This is a genomic window from Pseudomonas sp. GW823-FHT06B06 (assembly GCF_058795195.1).
Window position 1 is genome coordinate 48660 of record NZ_JBXAHO010000017.1, and the last position, 14664, is coordinate 63323.

The 14664-nt window shown below is 62.0% G+C and carries 11 protein-coding genes and 1 pseudogene; 4 read left to right on the forward strand and 8 right to left on the reverse strand.

Annotated elements, in window-relative coordinates; all coding sequences use genetic code 11:
• Positions 1-19 precede the first annotated feature (19 nt).
• Positions 20-148, reverse strand: a pseudogene (locus AC1Q8Q_RS17220) (MFS transporter); the annotation flags it as partial.
• Between the two features lie 78 nt (positions 149-226).
• Here AC1Q8Q_RS17220 and AC1Q8Q_RS17225 point away from each other — a divergent pair.
• Positions 227-2356: a mechanosensitive ion channel family protein gene (locus AC1Q8Q_RS17225; RefSeq protein ID WP_492615280.1), complete on the forward strand. Its 2130-nt coding sequence runs from the start codon at positions 227-229 to the stop codon at positions 2354-2356.
• Between the two features lie 113 nt (positions 2357-2469).
• On the opposite strand, the gene AC1Q8Q_RS17230 is transcribed toward AC1Q8Q_RS17225, so the two are convergent.
• The gene (locus AC1Q8Q_RS17230; RefSeq protein WP_492615281.1) at positions 2470-6774 is read right to left on the reverse strand and encodes an Lhr family helicase; all 4305 of its coding nucleotides are present in this window, start codon (positions 6772-6774) and stop codon (positions 2470-2472) included.
• Positions 6775-7080: 306 nt separating this feature from the next.
• Here AC1Q8Q_RS17230 and AC1Q8Q_RS17235 point away from each other — a divergent pair, with 306 nt between their 5' ends.
• Both AC1Q8Q_RS17235 and AC1Q8Q_RS17240 read left to right on the forward strand, forming a co-directional pair.
• A complete protein-coding gene (locus AC1Q8Q_RS17235; protein WP_033043465.1) occupies positions 7081-7965 on the forward strand; it encodes a sugar nucleotide-binding protein in 885 nt (294 codons plus the stop codon).
• A complete protein-coding gene (locus AC1Q8Q_RS17240; protein ID WP_020800595.1) occupies positions 7958-8887 on the forward strand; it encodes an NAD-dependent epimerase/dehydratase family protein in 930 nt (309 codons plus the stop codon). The genes AC1Q8Q_RS17235 and AC1Q8Q_RS17240 overlap by 8 nt, the downstream gene beginning before the upstream one ends.
• A 160-nt stretch (positions 8888-9047) precedes the next feature.
• Here AC1Q8Q_RS17240 and AC1Q8Q_RS17245 read toward each other — a convergent pair whose 3' ends face one another.
• The 5 genes from AC1Q8Q_RS17245 to AC1Q8Q_RS17265 form a co-directional block, all read right to left on the reverse strand.
• Positions 9048-9746, reverse strand: coding sequence for an OmpW/AlkL family protein (locus AC1Q8Q_RS17245; RefSeq protein WP_020796267.1), 699 nt, complete (start codon positions 9744-9746; stop codon positions 9048-9050).
• Between the two features lie 144 nt (positions 9747-9890).
• Positions 9891-10406 carry a DUF3299 domain-containing protein gene (locus AC1Q8Q_RS17250; protein WP_020796268.1) on the reverse strand — a complete coding sequence of 172 codons (516 nt, stop codon included), beginning with the start codon at positions 10404-10406 and terminating at the stop codon, positions 9891-9893.
• 10 nt (positions 10407-10416) lie between these two features.
• Positions 10417-11682: an ABC transporter permease gene (locus AC1Q8Q_RS17255; RefSeq protein WP_020796269.1), complete on the reverse strand. Its 1266-nt coding sequence runs from the start codon at positions 11680-11682 to the stop codon at positions 10417-10419.
• Between the two features lies 1 nt (position 11683).
• The gene (locus AC1Q8Q_RS17260; protein ID WP_033043467.1) at positions 11684-12394 is read right to left on the reverse strand and encodes an ABC transporter ATP-binding protein; all 711 of its coding nucleotides are present in this window, start codon (positions 12392-12394) and stop codon (positions 11684-11686) included.
• 137 nt (positions 12395-12531) lie between these two features.
• Positions 12532-13116, reverse strand: coding sequence for a DUF2796 domain-containing protein (locus tag AC1Q8Q_RS17265; protein ID WP_033043468.1), 585 nt, complete (start codon positions 13114-13116; stop codon positions 12532-12534).
• A gap of 136 nt (positions 13117-13252) precedes the next feature.
• On the opposite strand from AC1Q8Q_RS17265, the gene AC1Q8Q_RS17270 reads away from it, so the two are divergent.
• The gene (locus AC1Q8Q_RS17270) at positions 13253-13591 is read left to right on the forward strand and encodes a hypothetical protein (RefSeq protein ID WP_020796272.1); all 339 of its coding nucleotides are present in this window, start codon (positions 13253-13255) and stop codon (positions 13589-13591) included.
• A 107-nt stretch (positions 13592-13698) separates the two neighbouring features.
• Here AC1Q8Q_RS17270 and trxA read toward each other — a convergent pair whose 3' ends face one another.
• Positions 13699-14571 carry a thioredoxin gene (trxA, locus tag AC1Q8Q_RS17275; protein WP_008065763.1) on the reverse strand — a complete coding sequence of 291 codons (873 nt, stop codon included), beginning with the start codon at positions 14569-14571 and terminating at the stop codon, positions 13699-13701.
• Between the last annotated feature and the right edge of the window lie 93 nt (positions 14572-14664).

The following is a 14664-nucleotide window of genomic DNA, read 5'->3' on the forward strand; positions in this document are numbered from 1 at the left end:
CCGTTGGGGCCGGTTTGCTGGCGATCGCGCTGGCGGCTTTTTCCTTGGGCACTAGACTGGTGGCGATTGTCGAGCCAATCGAGAAAAACACCCCGTGCGCCAGGCCGGTGACGATCCGCGACAGGATCAGCGAGTAGCCCGGCGCTTGGCATTTACCGGCCAACACCGAACTAGTCCGGCATTTCTCGATCAGTTCCTTACAGTCCTATCCAAAGGAGCGGATGCCTTGATCAGGCTCAAGACGGCGATATTAATGGGGGCGCTGTTGTTCTTCGGCAGCGAGGAACTGGAAGCAGCGGCGATACCGGGTGTGCCGGCAGCGGCCACCGCCGCCACACCGCCGGCACATCCTCAACCCTTGGTTCAGGGCGGCTTGCTGGGCGCCATCAGTTCAAGCATCGATGGCATCCAGGACAAGCTCAATTTCAACAAGGACCTGCTCGACGCCTGGCGTCTGCGCGCGGATCGTGCGGCCGATGAGGTGGATCAATTGGTCAATCGTCCATCGGCCCGCTCGAGTTGGAGCGTGGCGGCCGATTTCCTGCTGCTGACGGCGGTGTGGGCAGGTGTCTTCGGCTTGCTCTGGATGTTCGGCAAGTTCTTGACCGAACGCCTGTGCCGTCATCGCTTGCTGCTCAGTCGAGAGCGTGGGCAGGCATTGCTTGGGTATGTCTTGCCCTACAGCCTCCCCGCGGTGATCAGCCTGCCGTTGACGATCTATGCCAGCCAGTTCATGGCTTTGTCAGCGGGTCGGGCGCTGGCGTTGTGTTTTGCCTATGCCACCAGCAGTGGGGTGTTCGCGGCGTCGTTGGTGATGTCCCTGGTGGTGCTGTTCAATGTCGGGCACAAGCGCCGGGCGGTGCAGATCATTCGCCAGGACAGCCCGCGGCCGCTGTTCGCGATCGGCTTCCTGGTCGCCCTCAGCGACGCCTTGACCAGCCCGCAGATCGCCCATCAACTGGGTAACAACCTCACCAGCAGCATCGCCGTATTTACCGGGCTGGCGGCCTCGATTTCCTTTGGTTTGCTGGTGGTCCGCATGCGCCGTCCGGTCGCTCACGTTATCCGCATCCTGCCGCTGGCCCAGCGGCGGGCGCAGCCGGCGTTGCGCGAAACCCTGCGGATTTTTTCCGGGCTCTGGTATTGGCCGATCCTGTTGATGGTGCTGGTGTCTGTCATCAACTTGATCGGCATTGGCGATGACAACCAGCAAGTGTTGCGCAGCGCGCTGTTCACCACGGTGCTGCTGATCGCGACGGTGTTTCTCAGCACCACGTTGCATCACTTGTTCAAGTCCCGTAGCGAATCCGACGTGCGCCGCAGTGGCGCCTACAAAGAGCGCTTCCTGAGCCTCTCCCACGCGTTGTTGCGTATCGCCATGGCCATCGTGTTCATCGATATCCTCGGACGAATCTGGGGCGTGTCACTGTTCGATTTTGCGGTCAGCAACGCGGTGGGGCGGGCGATCAGTGACGCGTTGAGCCATATCGGCTTGATCTTCCTGGTGACGTGGATGGTCTGGGTCGTGCTGGACACGGCGATCCAGGAAGCCTTGAAACCCCCGCTCAACAAGCGCGGGGCACGCCAGCCTAGTACGCGGGTAAAGACGATCCTGCCGTTGCTGCGCAATGCGATCAAAATCATTTTGGTGGTGATCTGCGCTATCACCACCATGGCCAATCTGGGAATCAATGTTGCGCCGTTCCTGGCCGGTGCCGGGGTCATTGGCCTGGCCATCGGTTTCGGTTCCCAGCAACTGGTTCAAGATGTAATCACCGGGTTGTTCATCATCATTGAAGACACCCTGTCGATCGGCGACTGGGTGGTGCTCGATTCCGGGCATGCCGGCACGGTCGAAGGCCTGACCATTCGCACCCTGCGCCTGCGCGACGGCAAAGGGTTCGTGCATTCGGTGCCCTTTGGCCAGATCAAGGCCGTGACCAACCAATCGCGGCAATTTGCCTACGCGTTCTTCTCCGTGCAGTTCACCTATGACACCGATGTCGACAAGGCCATCGAACTGATTCGCGAAGCCGGGCATTCGATCAGCGACGACCCGTTCCTCAGGTACAACCTGCAAGGGCCGCTGGATGTGTTCGGCGTTGACAAGATGGACCTCAATGGCGTGGTCTTGACGGCACAATTTCGCACCGTGTCGGGAGGGCAGTATGCGGTGAGCCGTGCATTCAACCAGCGTTTGAAAAAGCTTGTGGATAACAGTCCCGAGGTGCATTTCGCGCAGACTTATCCACAGCAGGTCTTGATGCCGAGGCAGGCGGTGGAGCCTGTGCTTGATGGGGCGGCTGAGCCTGGGCATTCGGCGGTGATGATGCCGGATCGGCCTCGCCCCCAATAAATTTGTCGGTTGTGATGGCCCCTTCGCGGGCAAGCCCGCTCCCACAATGGATTTATGTACACCGGTCCAATGTGGGAGCGGGCTTGCCCGCGAAGGGGCCGGATGAGACAACATCAATGCCGGATAAGCTTGCTCTGCACTTCAGCCATAGCCCGTTGATCCAGCTCCAGCCAAAAACACGGCTTGCCAGCGATCTGCGCAGCCACCGGCAAACCATCGCGATACACCAGTCGATTACTCGCCAGCGCCGGCACTTTCGCACCGGGCAGCAGGGTGCCGGCGAGGTTCAGCGGATCGACCCCGCAGACTGCGATCAAGCTGCCGTCGTGGGGTCGACGCCGTACTTCGCGCAGCAGTGGAATAGCCTCCGGCAGTGCGAACTGTTCACCCGCCAATCCACTGACAAAACGCCCGCCCCGAATCTCGCCCCGCGCTTCCAGCCGATGGAAGGTGCGCAGCAATTCCCGCCAGCTCGGCAGCCAATCGGCCTCACGTTCGAGCAATCGCCAGAACACCACACCGTAGCGGCGCAACAAGGTCATGGCGATGTGTTCCAGGGTCTCTGCGGGTGTTGGCGTCGGTCGCGGATTATCCACCACTGGCGCGGCAGTCCCACGACGCAACAGTGCCCAGCGCCCGGCATCGTCCATGCCGCCGATAAAGGCCCCGCGCCCGCGCCGGCTACTACGCTGCTGGCGCTTGCTGGCCGGGGTGATCAGTGCGCGCAGGCCGGCAAAGCTGTCGGCGTTGACCAACCCGGCACCGACCAGTTCCTGCAGGGCGATTTCCAGTTCCGTGCGCAACAGGTGGGCTTCATGAATCAGCTCATCGAAAAACAGCGCGCCGTGCTGGCTGAGGACGGCGTGAACCTTCTGTGTCTTGGGCGACAGTTCGCCGACCGGCGTCTGTTCGGTCAAGTCGCTCCAGAGACCGACCCGCTGACGCGGCAACAACACGATCGGCGTACTGCGCAGCGCGGTGCCGGTGCTGCGGTTGCGTGGGGTCAACCGGGTCCAGACCAGCTTGCCGCTACGGCAGGCATCATCGAGCCAGGTGGGCGAATAGTCCTTGAGCCTCGCGGGCAGCAGGTCGCTGTCCCAGGCCGAAGCTGCAGCGGGGTAGCCTTCGAACTGAGCACTGATGGCCGATAACATCGAGCTGCCCTGGCCTCGGGTGGCGTTGGACAGGTGCTGCCAGTCGAACAGAAATCGCATGAAATCCTGCAAGGCCACGGGCTCGATTTCCCGGCGCAGGCGCTTGACCGTATAGCGGTGAATCCGTGCCAGCAGGTGTCGCTCGCACCACTCATCTTCAGTGCTGCCCGGAGTGAACCGGCCGCGCAGCACGTAGCCTTCGTGTTCGAGTAGCGCCAGCGCCCGAGTGACGTGTGTCGCTGGCAATTGGAGCGGCTCGGCGATCGCCTGCAGCGGCAATGGACCAAACGCGCTGAGCCGTGCGCGAATCACTTCAAGCACCGCGTCGTCCACTTCCCAGTGCTCATCGAACCCCGGCAACGCTTCCAGCGCTGGCATCAAGACAGCCTGTGGATAAATGGCCCGCAGGCAGGTCAGTCGTTCCCGCGCCAACCAAAGTGAATGGCTGATGCGGCAGGCGCGGCCGCTGTCGGCCAGGGTGTCCAGCCAATCGAGCCATGGGGCGTTGGCGCTGGCCTCGGCCTCGGTGATGCACGCCAGGCTCATCAACGCCTCGTGCATTTCATCCACACCGCTGGGTGTCGGCCAGGCTTCTTCGCGCACGGCAGCAATCGCCTCGACATCCAACGCACCAAGGTCATCGGTTGATTCTGGCTCGCTCCAGCGTCGATTGATAACGGCTTGTGTGCGGCGCTCTTCCAGTGGCGCGTCGTCAAGAAAAGTGTAGGGCCGGGCGCTGAGTATTTCCGCCGCCAGCGGCGAGGGTGCCGGCAGGTCTCGGCTGATCAGGCGGACCTCACCGCGCTCCATGCGCCGCAACAGCGCCAGCCAGCCTTCACTGTCCATGGCGTCGTGCAGGCAATCATCGAGGGTTTGTTCCACCAGCGGATGGTCGGGGACTTCCCGTTCGCCGACCAGGTTTTCCACGCAGGCAATCTGATCGGGAAACACGCTGGCGATCAGGTCTTCACTTTTCATGCGCTGGATCTGCGGCGCGACCTTGCGCCCGCCGGTATAGCGCGGCAACGCCAGTGCCACGCCGGCATTCCAGCGCCAGCGCACACCGAACAGCGGCGCGTCGAGCACGGCCTGGATCAGAATGTGTTGCGCGCTGTTGCTGTGCAGATAGTGCCAGACCTCATCGAGTTCAAAGCTGTGGCTGGTGGACAACGACAAGACGATGGCGTCCTCGCTGGCGGCCGCCTGCAATTCGAAATTGAAGGTGCGGCAAAAACGATTGCGTAGGGCCAAGCCCCACGCGCGATTGATGCGGCTGCCGAACGGGCTGTGGATGATCAGTTGCGTGCCGCCCGACTCATCGAAAAACCGCTCCATCAGCAGCGTGTCTTGGGAGGGCAGGGCGCCGAGGGACTGGCGCGCACGGGCGAGGTATTCGACCAGTTGTTCGGCGCTGGCCAGGTTCAGGCCGAGGTTGTCGGTCAACCAATCGAGGCTTGGCTGCAAATTGCCCGGCGTGGCGCCCAAGAGCTCATCGAGTCGGGCCTGCAGGCGCGCTACGGCAAACGACAGTTCAGCACTGCGCCCCGGGGCTTCGCCAAGCCAGAACGGGATCGTCGGCGGCTGGCCCTGAGCGTCTTCGACCCGGACCTTGCCGGTTTCGACCCGCAGGATCCGGTACGAGGTATTGCCCAACTGGAACACATCGCCAGCGATGCTCTCCACGGCGAAATCTTCGTTGACGCTGCCGATATTCAGCGCTTGCGGCTCCAGCAATACGGCGTAGTCGGCGTTGTCCGGAATCGTCCCGCCGCTGGTCACGGCCGTCAGTTTGGCGCCGCGACGACCACGCAGGGTACGGTTCACGGCGTCGCGGTGCAGATAGGCGCTGCGAATACCCTGACGCCCGTTGTAACCCTCGGCAAGCATGCGCAGCAGCGCCTGATAATGTTTTTCGTCGAGCGCGGCATAGGGCGAGGCCTGCCGGAACAACGCCAGCAAGGCGTCCTCTGGCCATTCCTGGCAACTGACTTCGGCGATGATCTGTTGCGCCAGGACATCCAGCGGTGCCTCGGGGATCAGCAGGGTGTCGAGCTCGCCCCGGCGCACGCAGTCGAGCAGCGCGACGCATTCAATCAGGTCGTCGCGGGTGGTCGCGAACAAACGACCCTTAGGCGTGCCGCCGACCTGGTGTCCGGAGCGTCCAACCCTTTGCAAAAAGCCGGCAATCGAGCGCGGCGAGGCGATCTGGCACACCAGGTCGACGTCGCCAATGTCGATGCCCAATTCCAGCGACGCGGTGGCGATCAACACTTGCAGCTCGCCGCGCTTGAGCCGCTGTTCGGCGTCCAGGCGAAACTCCTTGGCCAGGCTGCCGTGGTGGGCGGCCACGGCGTCCTTGCCCAAGCGTTCGCTCAGGTGCCGACTCAGGCGTTCGGCCAGGCGCCGCGTATTGACGAACACCAGCGTAGTGCGGTGCTCGCGGGCCAGGGCGGCCAGACGGTCATAGACCAGTTCCCAGACATCGTTCGCCATCACCGCCGACAGCGGCACGGGTGGAACCTCGATGCCCAGATCTCGTGGGCGGGCATGGCCGATGTCGATGATTTCGCAGTCCCGATCGCGGCCGACCAGAAAGCGCGATACCGCTTCTATGGGTTTTTGCGTGGCCGACAGGCCGATGCGCACCAGCGGTTCGGCGCACAACGCCTGCAAGCGTTCCAGGCTCAGGGCCAGGTGGCTGCCGCGCTTGCTGGCGGCGATGGCGTGGATTTCGTCGACGATCACCGTGCGTGCGGTGCCGAGCATTTTTCGGCCTGAGTCGGAGCCGAGCAGCACGTACAGCGATTCCGGGGTGGTGACCAGAATGTGCGGCGCGGTCTTGCGCATCGCCGAGCGGTCTTTTTGCGGTGTATCGCCGGTGCGCACGGCGGTGCTGATGCGCAACTCGGGCAGGCCCATCACCCTCAACTGTTCGCTGATACCGGCCAACGGGTTTTGCAGGTTGATCTGGATGTCGTTGGACAGCGCCTTGAGCGGCGAAACGTAGACCACCAGGGTTTCGTCAGGCAAGCCTTCGAGGGTTTCCAGGCCACGGTGGACCAGCTCGTCGATCACGGCGAGGAAGGCGGTGAGGGTCTTGCCGGAACCGGTGGGTGCGGCAATCAGGGTCGAGCGGCGCTGGCGGATCAGCGGCCACGCCCGTGCCTGGGCGGCGGTGACCGTCGCGAAAGTCTTGCTGAACCAGGCGCTGACGGCGGGGTGGAAGCCGGCCAGGGCACTGTCTGCGGGGATGGGCAGGTTCATGGTCTGATTTATGCGGGTGACTCAGTGAAGATGCAAGTACCGCTCAAGACCTTTGCTGGCCTTTAGGGCCCCTTCGCGAGCAGGCTCGCTCCCACATTGGGCCGGTGTACACAATTTCATTGTGGGAGCGAGCCTGCTCGCGAAGAGGCCAGTAGCTGCACTACAAATCCCGGACATCTACACTTTACGGATGACGGTTGCGCACTAAACCCGCAAAATGCAACGATTCCGGCAACTATCGACGACATTGCCCGCGGGCGCCGTCGATTAAGCCATCGTTCCAATCAGACTGGGCCTGCTGACTCTATGCGAATGCGCCTTATGTTACTGGGCGGCGGAAATGCCCTTGGGCAGGCGCTGATTCGCCTCGGTGCGGAGGAAGACATCGGTTTCCTCGCCCCCCGCCCACCTCAAGACGGCTGGGATGCCGCGAGCCTGACGCAACTGCTCGACGACACCCGTCCGGACGCGTTGATCAACCTCGCCTACTACTTTGACTGGTTCCAGGCGGAGGCGGTCAGCGAACAGCGCCTGGCCGGGCAGGAGCGGGCGATCGAGCGCCTGGCCGAACTGTGCCAGCATCACAACATCGTCTTGCTGCAACCCTCGAGTTATCGCGTGTTCGACGGCTCCCGGGCGACAGCCTACAGCGAAAAAGACGAGCCGCAGCCGCTGGGCCTGCGTGGCCAGGCGTTGTGGCGAATCGAACAAAGCGTGCGCGCCACCTGCCCGCAACACGTGCTGTTGCGTTTCGGTTGGCTGCTCGATGACAGTCCCGACGGCACCCTCGGGCGCTTCCTCAGCCGCGCCGAGCAGTCACAGGAGCTGTTGATGGCCGACGATCGCCGTGGCAATCCGACACCGGTGGACGACGCGGCCCGCGTGATCATTTCGGTGCTCAAGCAACTGGACTGTGGCGCGCCGCTTTGGGGCACCTACCACTACGCCGGGCATGAGGCGACCACGCCACTAGCCTTGGGGCAGGCGATTCTCACCGAAGCACGCGCCCTGCATCCGCTGGCCGTCGAAGCTCCGACCGCCCAGGCTCACGCCGCGCGACCGGACGCCGCCGAAGAACCGCAGCACGCGGTACTGGCCTGCAAGAAAATTCTGCACACCTTCGGAATCAAGCCGCGCGCCTGGCGTGCGGCCCTTCCGGGTCTTTTGGACAGGTTCTATCGTCATGGCTGATCGCCCCGTTTTGATTACCGGAGGGGCCGGTTTCATCGGCTCCCATCTCACCGATGCCTTGCTCGCCAAGGGCTATTCGGTTCGGATTCTCGATGATCTGTCTTCCGGTAAACGCAGCAACCTGCCGCTGGACAATCCCAAGGTCGAGCTGATTGTCGGCGACGTGGCCGATGCCGCCCTGGTCGCCCGTGCGATGGCCGGTTGCGGTGCCGTGGCGCACCTGGCGGCAGTGGCATCGGTACAGGCGTCGGTGGACGATCCGGTGAAGACCCACCAGAGCAACTTCATCGGCTCGCTAAATGTTTGCGAAGCCATGCGCCAGTCCGGGGTCAAGCGCGTGCTTTTTGCCTCCAGTGCCGCGGTGTATGGCAACAATGGCGAAGGCGAGTCGATCGGTGAAGACACGCCCAAGGCACCGTTGACGCCCTACGCATCGGACAAGCTGGCGAGCGAGCAATACTTCGATTTCTACCGGCGCGAGCATGGGCTGGAACCGGTGATTTTTCGCTTCTTCAACATCTTCGGCCCGCGCCAGGATCCGTCCTCGCCGTATTCCGGGGTGATCAGCATTTTCAGCGAGCGCGCACAGAAAGGCCTGCCGATCACCGTGTTTGGCGACGGTGAGCAAACGCGGGATTTTCTCTACGTCGAAGACCTGGTCGATTTGCTGGTGCAGGCTATCGAGAAACCCCAGGTGGAAGACGGCGCGGTAAACGTCGGCTGGAACCAGGCGACGAGTCTCAAGCAAATGCTTGCAGCCCTCGAGGTGGTCGTTGGCAAGCTGCCCCCGGTGAGCTACGCCCCGGCACGCTCCGGCGATATTCGTCATTCACGGGCCAACAACCAGCGTTTGCTGGAACGCTTCAGAGCGCCCGAGCCGACGCCGTTGAGTGTCGGGTTGGCGCGGTTGCTGGGACAATAGAAAAAGGCGCCGGTTGAGGCGCCTTTTTTGTTGCCGATCGTTCTCACGCTCTGCTTGGGAATGCCTCAATGGACGCTCTGCGTCTGCTCTTGGGACGCGGAGCGTCCCTGGCTGCATCCCACGCTGAGCGGGGGAACGATCATCACCACCACGTGAATGTTTAGAACTTGTAACCCAGGCCGACCATGTAGATAAACGGATCCGCATCCACGTTCACCCGTGCCCGGGTGCCCGGCGCGATGGCGTTGTTTTCCACGGTCGCACGCGTGTCGATGTCGATGTAGCGCATCTGCGCGTTGAACAGGATGTTGTCAGTCAGCATGTAATCGGCACCTACCTGCCAGGCCACGCCCCAGGAGTTTTCGGTCTTGAAGTTGCTGAAACCATTGGCGCGCGCTTCGCTGCTCAGGTGTTCGTCATACATCCAGGTGTAGTTGACGCCTGCACCGACATAGGGCTGGAACGCGGACTTGGGGTCGAGCGGGTAGTACACCAGGCTCAAGGTCGGCGGCAGTTGATTAAAACTGCCGAGTTTGCCGTTGGCTGCGCTCAGGGCAGTGCCCTTGAGTTTTACGTCATGCTCGAACGGCGTGGCCGCCAGCAATTCGATGCCAAGGTGATCGGTGATCATATAGGCGAAGTTAAGGCCCAGTTGTGTGTCGCTGCTCAGCGTCGCCTCGCCGCCCAGGTCGGCACCGCTCAATGGGCCCTGATCGACCTTGACGCTGGAACTGTCGGTATTCGGATCGACGGTGATCGCGCCTGCACGCAAGAGGATGTCGCCTTTTTCGTGAGCGTGGGCGAGCGGGGCCGCGAGCGCGAGGGCAAACAGCGAGGCGCCGAGCAAGGACTTGTTCATGGGGGCTCCAGAGGACGTTAAAAATGTTCGATGTCCAATGGTAAGTCGGCTAACGATTTGGTCTTTTGATGCAGCTCAATGAAAGTGAGATGAGATTGTTTTTTGGGGAACCTGTGAGGGCCTCTTCGCGGGCAAGCCTCGCGCCTATGGCAATTCATACAGGTAAATCTTGTCCGCCTCCATCTGGTAACCGGCATCCGCCAACTCGCTGGTGGACGCTTTTACCTGCAACGCACCTTCGATCCAGTACGGCTGATACAGCTCGTCGAGCTTCACGCCCACTTCGCTTTTGACATGCACGATCTGGTTCGACGGCGGTGGCGGTACGTGAATACAGGCGCCGAAATACGGCACCAGCAGAAACTCCGTGGTGCGACCTTCTTCACTCACTTCCAGCGGCACGATGTAGCCCGGCAAGCGAATGTTCTGCCCGTCGAGGGCCTTGACCACCGGCGCGTTGGGCATGTCCTGCTTCGCGGCCGGTGCCGATTCGGCAGCCAGTGCATCGCTCATCTTCGACAGGTCATGCAGCGGCGTCATGTTCGGCACTTCCGCGGCCGCATCCGGCGGGATCATTTCCGACCAGGTCAGCTCTTTCGGCGCAGCCGCCCACAATGGCAGGGCGACCAGCATCAACAGCGCAAAGACAGCGCGGGGCATTTCAACATCCTCATAAACGAATCGACAGGCCATCGGCCAGGGATTGGCGATAGGCGCGCCAGGCAGGCACGCTGCCCATCAGCAACGCAGCGATCAGGATGCCACCGAGTAGCGTCCATTCATATTCACTTGGCCATGCCAGTGGCAGAAACAGGCCGTAATTGGCTTGCACGTAACCCTGTGCCGCAGCGATGCCGATGTAAAGCAGCGCCACGCCGGCAACCACACCGGCCAGCGCCAAGGCAAACGCTTCCAGTACCAGCAGCGTCGCGACATGCCAAGGTCGCGCACCTACCGAACGCAGGATCGCCATCTCCCGGCGGCGTTCGTTGAGGCTGGTAAGAATCGCCGTGAGCATGCCGATCAACCCGGTCAACACCACGAACAGCGACACCACGAACAAGGCTTTTTCCGCGGTGCTCATCAAGCTCCACAACTCTTGCAGCGCAACGCCCGGCAAGATCGCCAGCATCGGTTCGCCGCGGAATTCGTTGATTTCGCGCTGCAAGGCAAAGGTTGAAATCTTGCTGTTCAGGCCGAGCATGAATGCGGTGATCGCTTGGGGCGTCAGGTCCATGTTGCGCGCCTGATCGGCGCTGATCCGCCCGTTGCCCCGGGCCGGCACACCGTTGTGCCAATCAACGTGAATGGCCTCCATACCGCCGAGGCTGATGTGCAGTGTGCGGTCCACCGGGGTGCCAGTACGCTTGAGAATGCCGACCACGGTGAAGGGCTTGTCGTCATGCTTGACCAGGCTGATCACGGCCACACCGTGGGCCAGCACCAGCTTGTCGCCGAGTTTGTAGTGCAATGCGTCGGCCACTTCGGCACCGAGCACCACTTCGAACGGATCGGTGGCGAAGGCACGGCCATCGGCCAGTTCCAGGTGTTGCTGGCGGCCGTACTGGTAGTGTTCGAAGTACGCCTCGGTGGTGCCCATCACCCGATAACCGCGATGGGAGTCGCCGAGTGACATCGGGATGGCCCACTTCACTTTCGGGTTGTTGGCGAAGTGTTCGAAGCTGTCCCAGCGGATATTGTTGGTGGCGTTGCCGATGCGGAACACTGAGTACAGCAGCAGGTTGACCGAGCCGGAACGTGCGCCGACGATCAGGTCGGTGCCGCTGATGGTGCTGGCGAAACTGGCCTTGGCCTCGGTGCGCACCCGTTCCACAGCCAGCAGCAGGCACACCGACAGGGCAATGGCGAACGCGGTGAGGATCGCGGTGAAACGGCGGTTTGACAGGCTGGCCATGGCTAGACGAAACAGATACATCTCAAACCTCGAAAGACGTGGCGGCGCGATTGAGTTCGGCCAGCGACAGGTGGCGGTCGAACAGCGGCGCCAGGCTCTGGTCATGGCTGACGAACAACAGGCTCGACCCGGCTTCGCGGCATTCGGCGAACAGCAGGCGAATGAAGTTCTCCCGGGCGTCGTAGTCGAGGGCCGAGGTCGGCTCATCGGCGATCACCAGTTCCGGTTGACCGATCAGCGCGCGCGCGGCGGCCACTCGTTGTTGCTGGCCGATGGACAGGGAGTCGGCGCGGCGAGCGAGGATGTTGTCGTCCTTCAAACCCAAATGCGCGAGCAGGGTGGCGGCGGCCTGATCGATGCTGCCGTGGCGCTGTTTTGCCCGCTCGGCGCGCAGTTTGGAGAAGTGGCAGGGCAGTTCGACGTTCTCGCGCACTGACAGAAACGGCAGCAGGTTGAACTGCTGGAAAATGTAGCCGGTGTGATCGACGCGAAAGTGATCGCGGGCGCCGGCAGAGAGTGCCGTCAGCTCCTGGCCGAGCAGGCGAATGCTGCCGCGATCGGGCTTTTGCACACCGCCGAGCAGGCCGAGCAGGGTGGTCTTGCCGCTGCCGCTGGGGCCCTTGAGGAACAGGGTTTCCCCCGGTTCCAGGCGAAACGCCGGGATATCCAGCAATGGCGGATGACCGGGCCAGCTGAAGCCCAGGTCGGACAGTTCGATGAGTGCTTGGGTCATGGCGCCGATTTCATGAATGTTGATTAACCTGTGGGAGCGGGCTTGCTCGCGAAGGGGGGAGTGTCAGTCGACATCTATGTTGCATGACACACTGCCTTCGCGAGCAAGCCCGCTCCCACATTGGTTTTGCAGTGAATTCAGAATTTGAGGGCGGCAGCCTTTGCCGTCACTTCAACCCCTTGCTGCCCGCTCGGGCCGATCAGTTGTACCTGAATTTTCTGGGTCGCCGGGAATGTGTTGAAGATATTCGCCAGGTCCAGGTTTTTCAGCGCAGCGGGTGTAGTGCAGGTGAACTGGTAGCGGGCGTGGATTTCGCTGTGATCGTGGTGATGCTCGTCCTTGGCATCTTTGTCGTGATCGTCGTCGGCGTCCGGCTTGTCACCGAAGAGGGGGCTTTGCAGTTTCTGAGAAGCCACCCCACAACCGGCTGCTGTCGGCAGGTTGAACAGCGTCAAGGGTTTTTCAAGCTGACTGCGGACTGCGGCGACCTTGGCCTTGTCAGCGTCGGTGGCGGCGGCATGCTCGAATCCCACCAGATTCATCGCCGGACTTTCCAGCTCCAGCTCCAGGGTCTGGCCGTCCAGCACCGCGTTCAGGCGCCCGACGCCGTGCTCGTGGGCGCCAAGGCTGCCGTGCTCATGGTCGTGATCATGTTCGTCGGCGGCATGGGCCACAGCCAGCGGCAACATGGCAAACGGCAGGGCGAGAAGCAGGCGGCGCATGGCGAGTCTCCGAAAGACAAGATGAAAAAAATGTTATGTGATCTTATAACGTTTGTGCGCGGATTGTGACTGCCAGCTTGGCGTTGCACAAGCCCCATGGGAGCATGGGCATGAAGAAATGTTCGGGAGCTGACTCATGTTGCGAATTCGCGGAAACATCGGCGACTGGCCGGTGGATTTGACGCTGGAGATGGATGACGCCGATTGGGCGCGGCTGGGGGCGCAACTGCAGGTAGAAAAAACCGAAGTCAGTGCACCAGCGGCGAAACCGCTGAATCAAGACGATGCGCTGTGGCAGGTTGCCAGGGATTTGCTGCGCAAGGCCGGGCAATTGAGCGGGCCGGACTTGCTCGATCAACTGGAAGGGCTGGCCGGCAGTGCGGCGGCGGGCAAGCGCCTGTTGGTGCGCTTGCGTCATAGTGCGGATGTAAAAGTCGAGAGCGGCGGCGATACGCCGATTTATCGCTGGCTGTAGGAGCGAGCATGCTCGCGATGGACGTAATGCTTGGCGCGTTTCTACAGACAGCACGCGTCATCGTTGACGTCCATCGCGAGCATGCTCGCTCCTACAGGACGGGGCTGTTAATACAGTGCAGCAAAGAGCTTGCGGCGGTAGGTCGTCACTAACGGATGATCGTTACCCAGCAGTTCGAACACCTGCAGCAAGGTCTTGTGCGGCAAACCTTCGCTGTAGCTGCGGTTGCGGATGAACAACTTGAGCAGGCCATCCAGCGCCGCGTCGTACTGCTGGCGCGCCAGTTGTTGCACGGCCAACTGGTAGACCGCTTCATCGTCCTGTGGGTTTTTTGCCAGGCGCGCTTTAAGGTCGGCGGCATCCGGCAAATCCTTGGCCTGGCCGAGGAACTTGATCTGCGCCTTGGCGCCGGCCAGGGCGGCCTTGTGCTCATCGCTCTTGACCGCGTCGAGTACGGCTTGCGCCTCGCCCAGCTCACCGCGCTCGGTGAGGCAGCGGGCGTAAAGAATCAGCGCCTTGGCATTGGTGTTGTCTTCGCCCAGCAGCACTTTCAGCAGGGCTTCCGCATCGGCGAAGCGGCTGTCATCGAACAAGGCCTGGGCCTGTTCGAACGGATCGGCGGCCGCCGGTGGCGGCATTTGTACATGGGGCTCGAGCAGCGCCCGCACGGCCGACTCCGGCTGCGCACCGGCAAAACCATCGACCGGCTGGCCATCCTTGAACAGCACCACGGTCGGCAGGCTACGAATACCGAAGCGGGCGACGATGTCCTGTTCGAGGTCGCAGTTGACCTTGGCCAGCAGCAGTTCGCCCTGATAGCTCTCGGCAATGGTCTGCAGCATCGGCATCAGGACCTTGCAGGGGGCACACCATTCGGCCCAGAAATCCACCAGCACCGGTTTGTGAAAGGAGTTCTCGATCACCGACTGGTCGAAATCGGCAGTCGTGGCGTCGAAGATGTACGGCGTTTGCTGACTCATGGGGGATCTCTTGGAAGCGTGAATGTGCTCACTATAAGGGCTGGCGCAAAAGATCGCAGCCTTCGGCAGCTCCTACAGGATCGGGTTTACACA

Bases quoted from the DNA above. Each gene is read 5' to 3' on its own strand.
- AC1Q8Q_RS17255 (WP_020796269.1), bottom strand. From the start codon at position 11,682: ATGTATCTGTTTCGTCTAGCCATGGCCAGCCTGTCAAACCGCCGTTTC.
- AC1Q8Q_RS17250 (WP_020796268.1), bottom strand. From the start codon at position 10,406: ATGCCCCGCGCTGTCTTTGCGCTGTTGATGCTGGTCGCCCTGCCATTG.
- AC1Q8Q_RS17230 (WP_492615281.1), bottom strand. From the start codon at position 6,774: ATGAACCTGCCCATCCCCGCAGACAGTGCCCTGGCCGGCTTCCACCCC.
- AC1Q8Q_RS17260 (WP_033043467.1), bottom strand. From the start codon at position 12,394: ATGACCCAAGCACTCATCGAACTGTCCGACCTGGGCTTCAGCTGGCCC.
- trxA (WP_008065763.1), bottom strand. From the start codon at position 14,571: ATGAGTCAGCAAACGCCGTACATCTTCGACGCCACGACTGCCGATTTC.
- AC1Q8Q_RS17265 (WP_033043468.1), bottom strand. From the start codon at position 13,116: ATGCGCCGCCTGCTTCTCGCCCTGCCGTTTGCCATGTTGCCGCTGGCT.
- AC1Q8Q_RS17235 (WP_033043465.1), top strand. From the start codon at position 7,081: ATGCGAATGCGCCTTATGTTACTGGGCGGCGGAAATGCCCTTGGGCAG.
- AC1Q8Q_RS17270 (WP_020796272.1), top strand. From the start codon at position 13,253: ATGTTGCGAATTCGCGGAAACATCGGCGACTGGCCGGTGGATTTGACG.
- AC1Q8Q_RS17245 (WP_020796267.1), bottom strand. From the start codon at position 9,746: ATGAACAAGTCCTTGCTCGGCGCCTCGCTGTTTGCCCTCGCGCTCGCG.
- AC1Q8Q_RS17240 (WP_020800595.1), top strand. From the start codon at position 7,958: ATGGCTGATCGCCCCGTTTTGATTACCGGAGGGGCCGGTTTCATCGGC.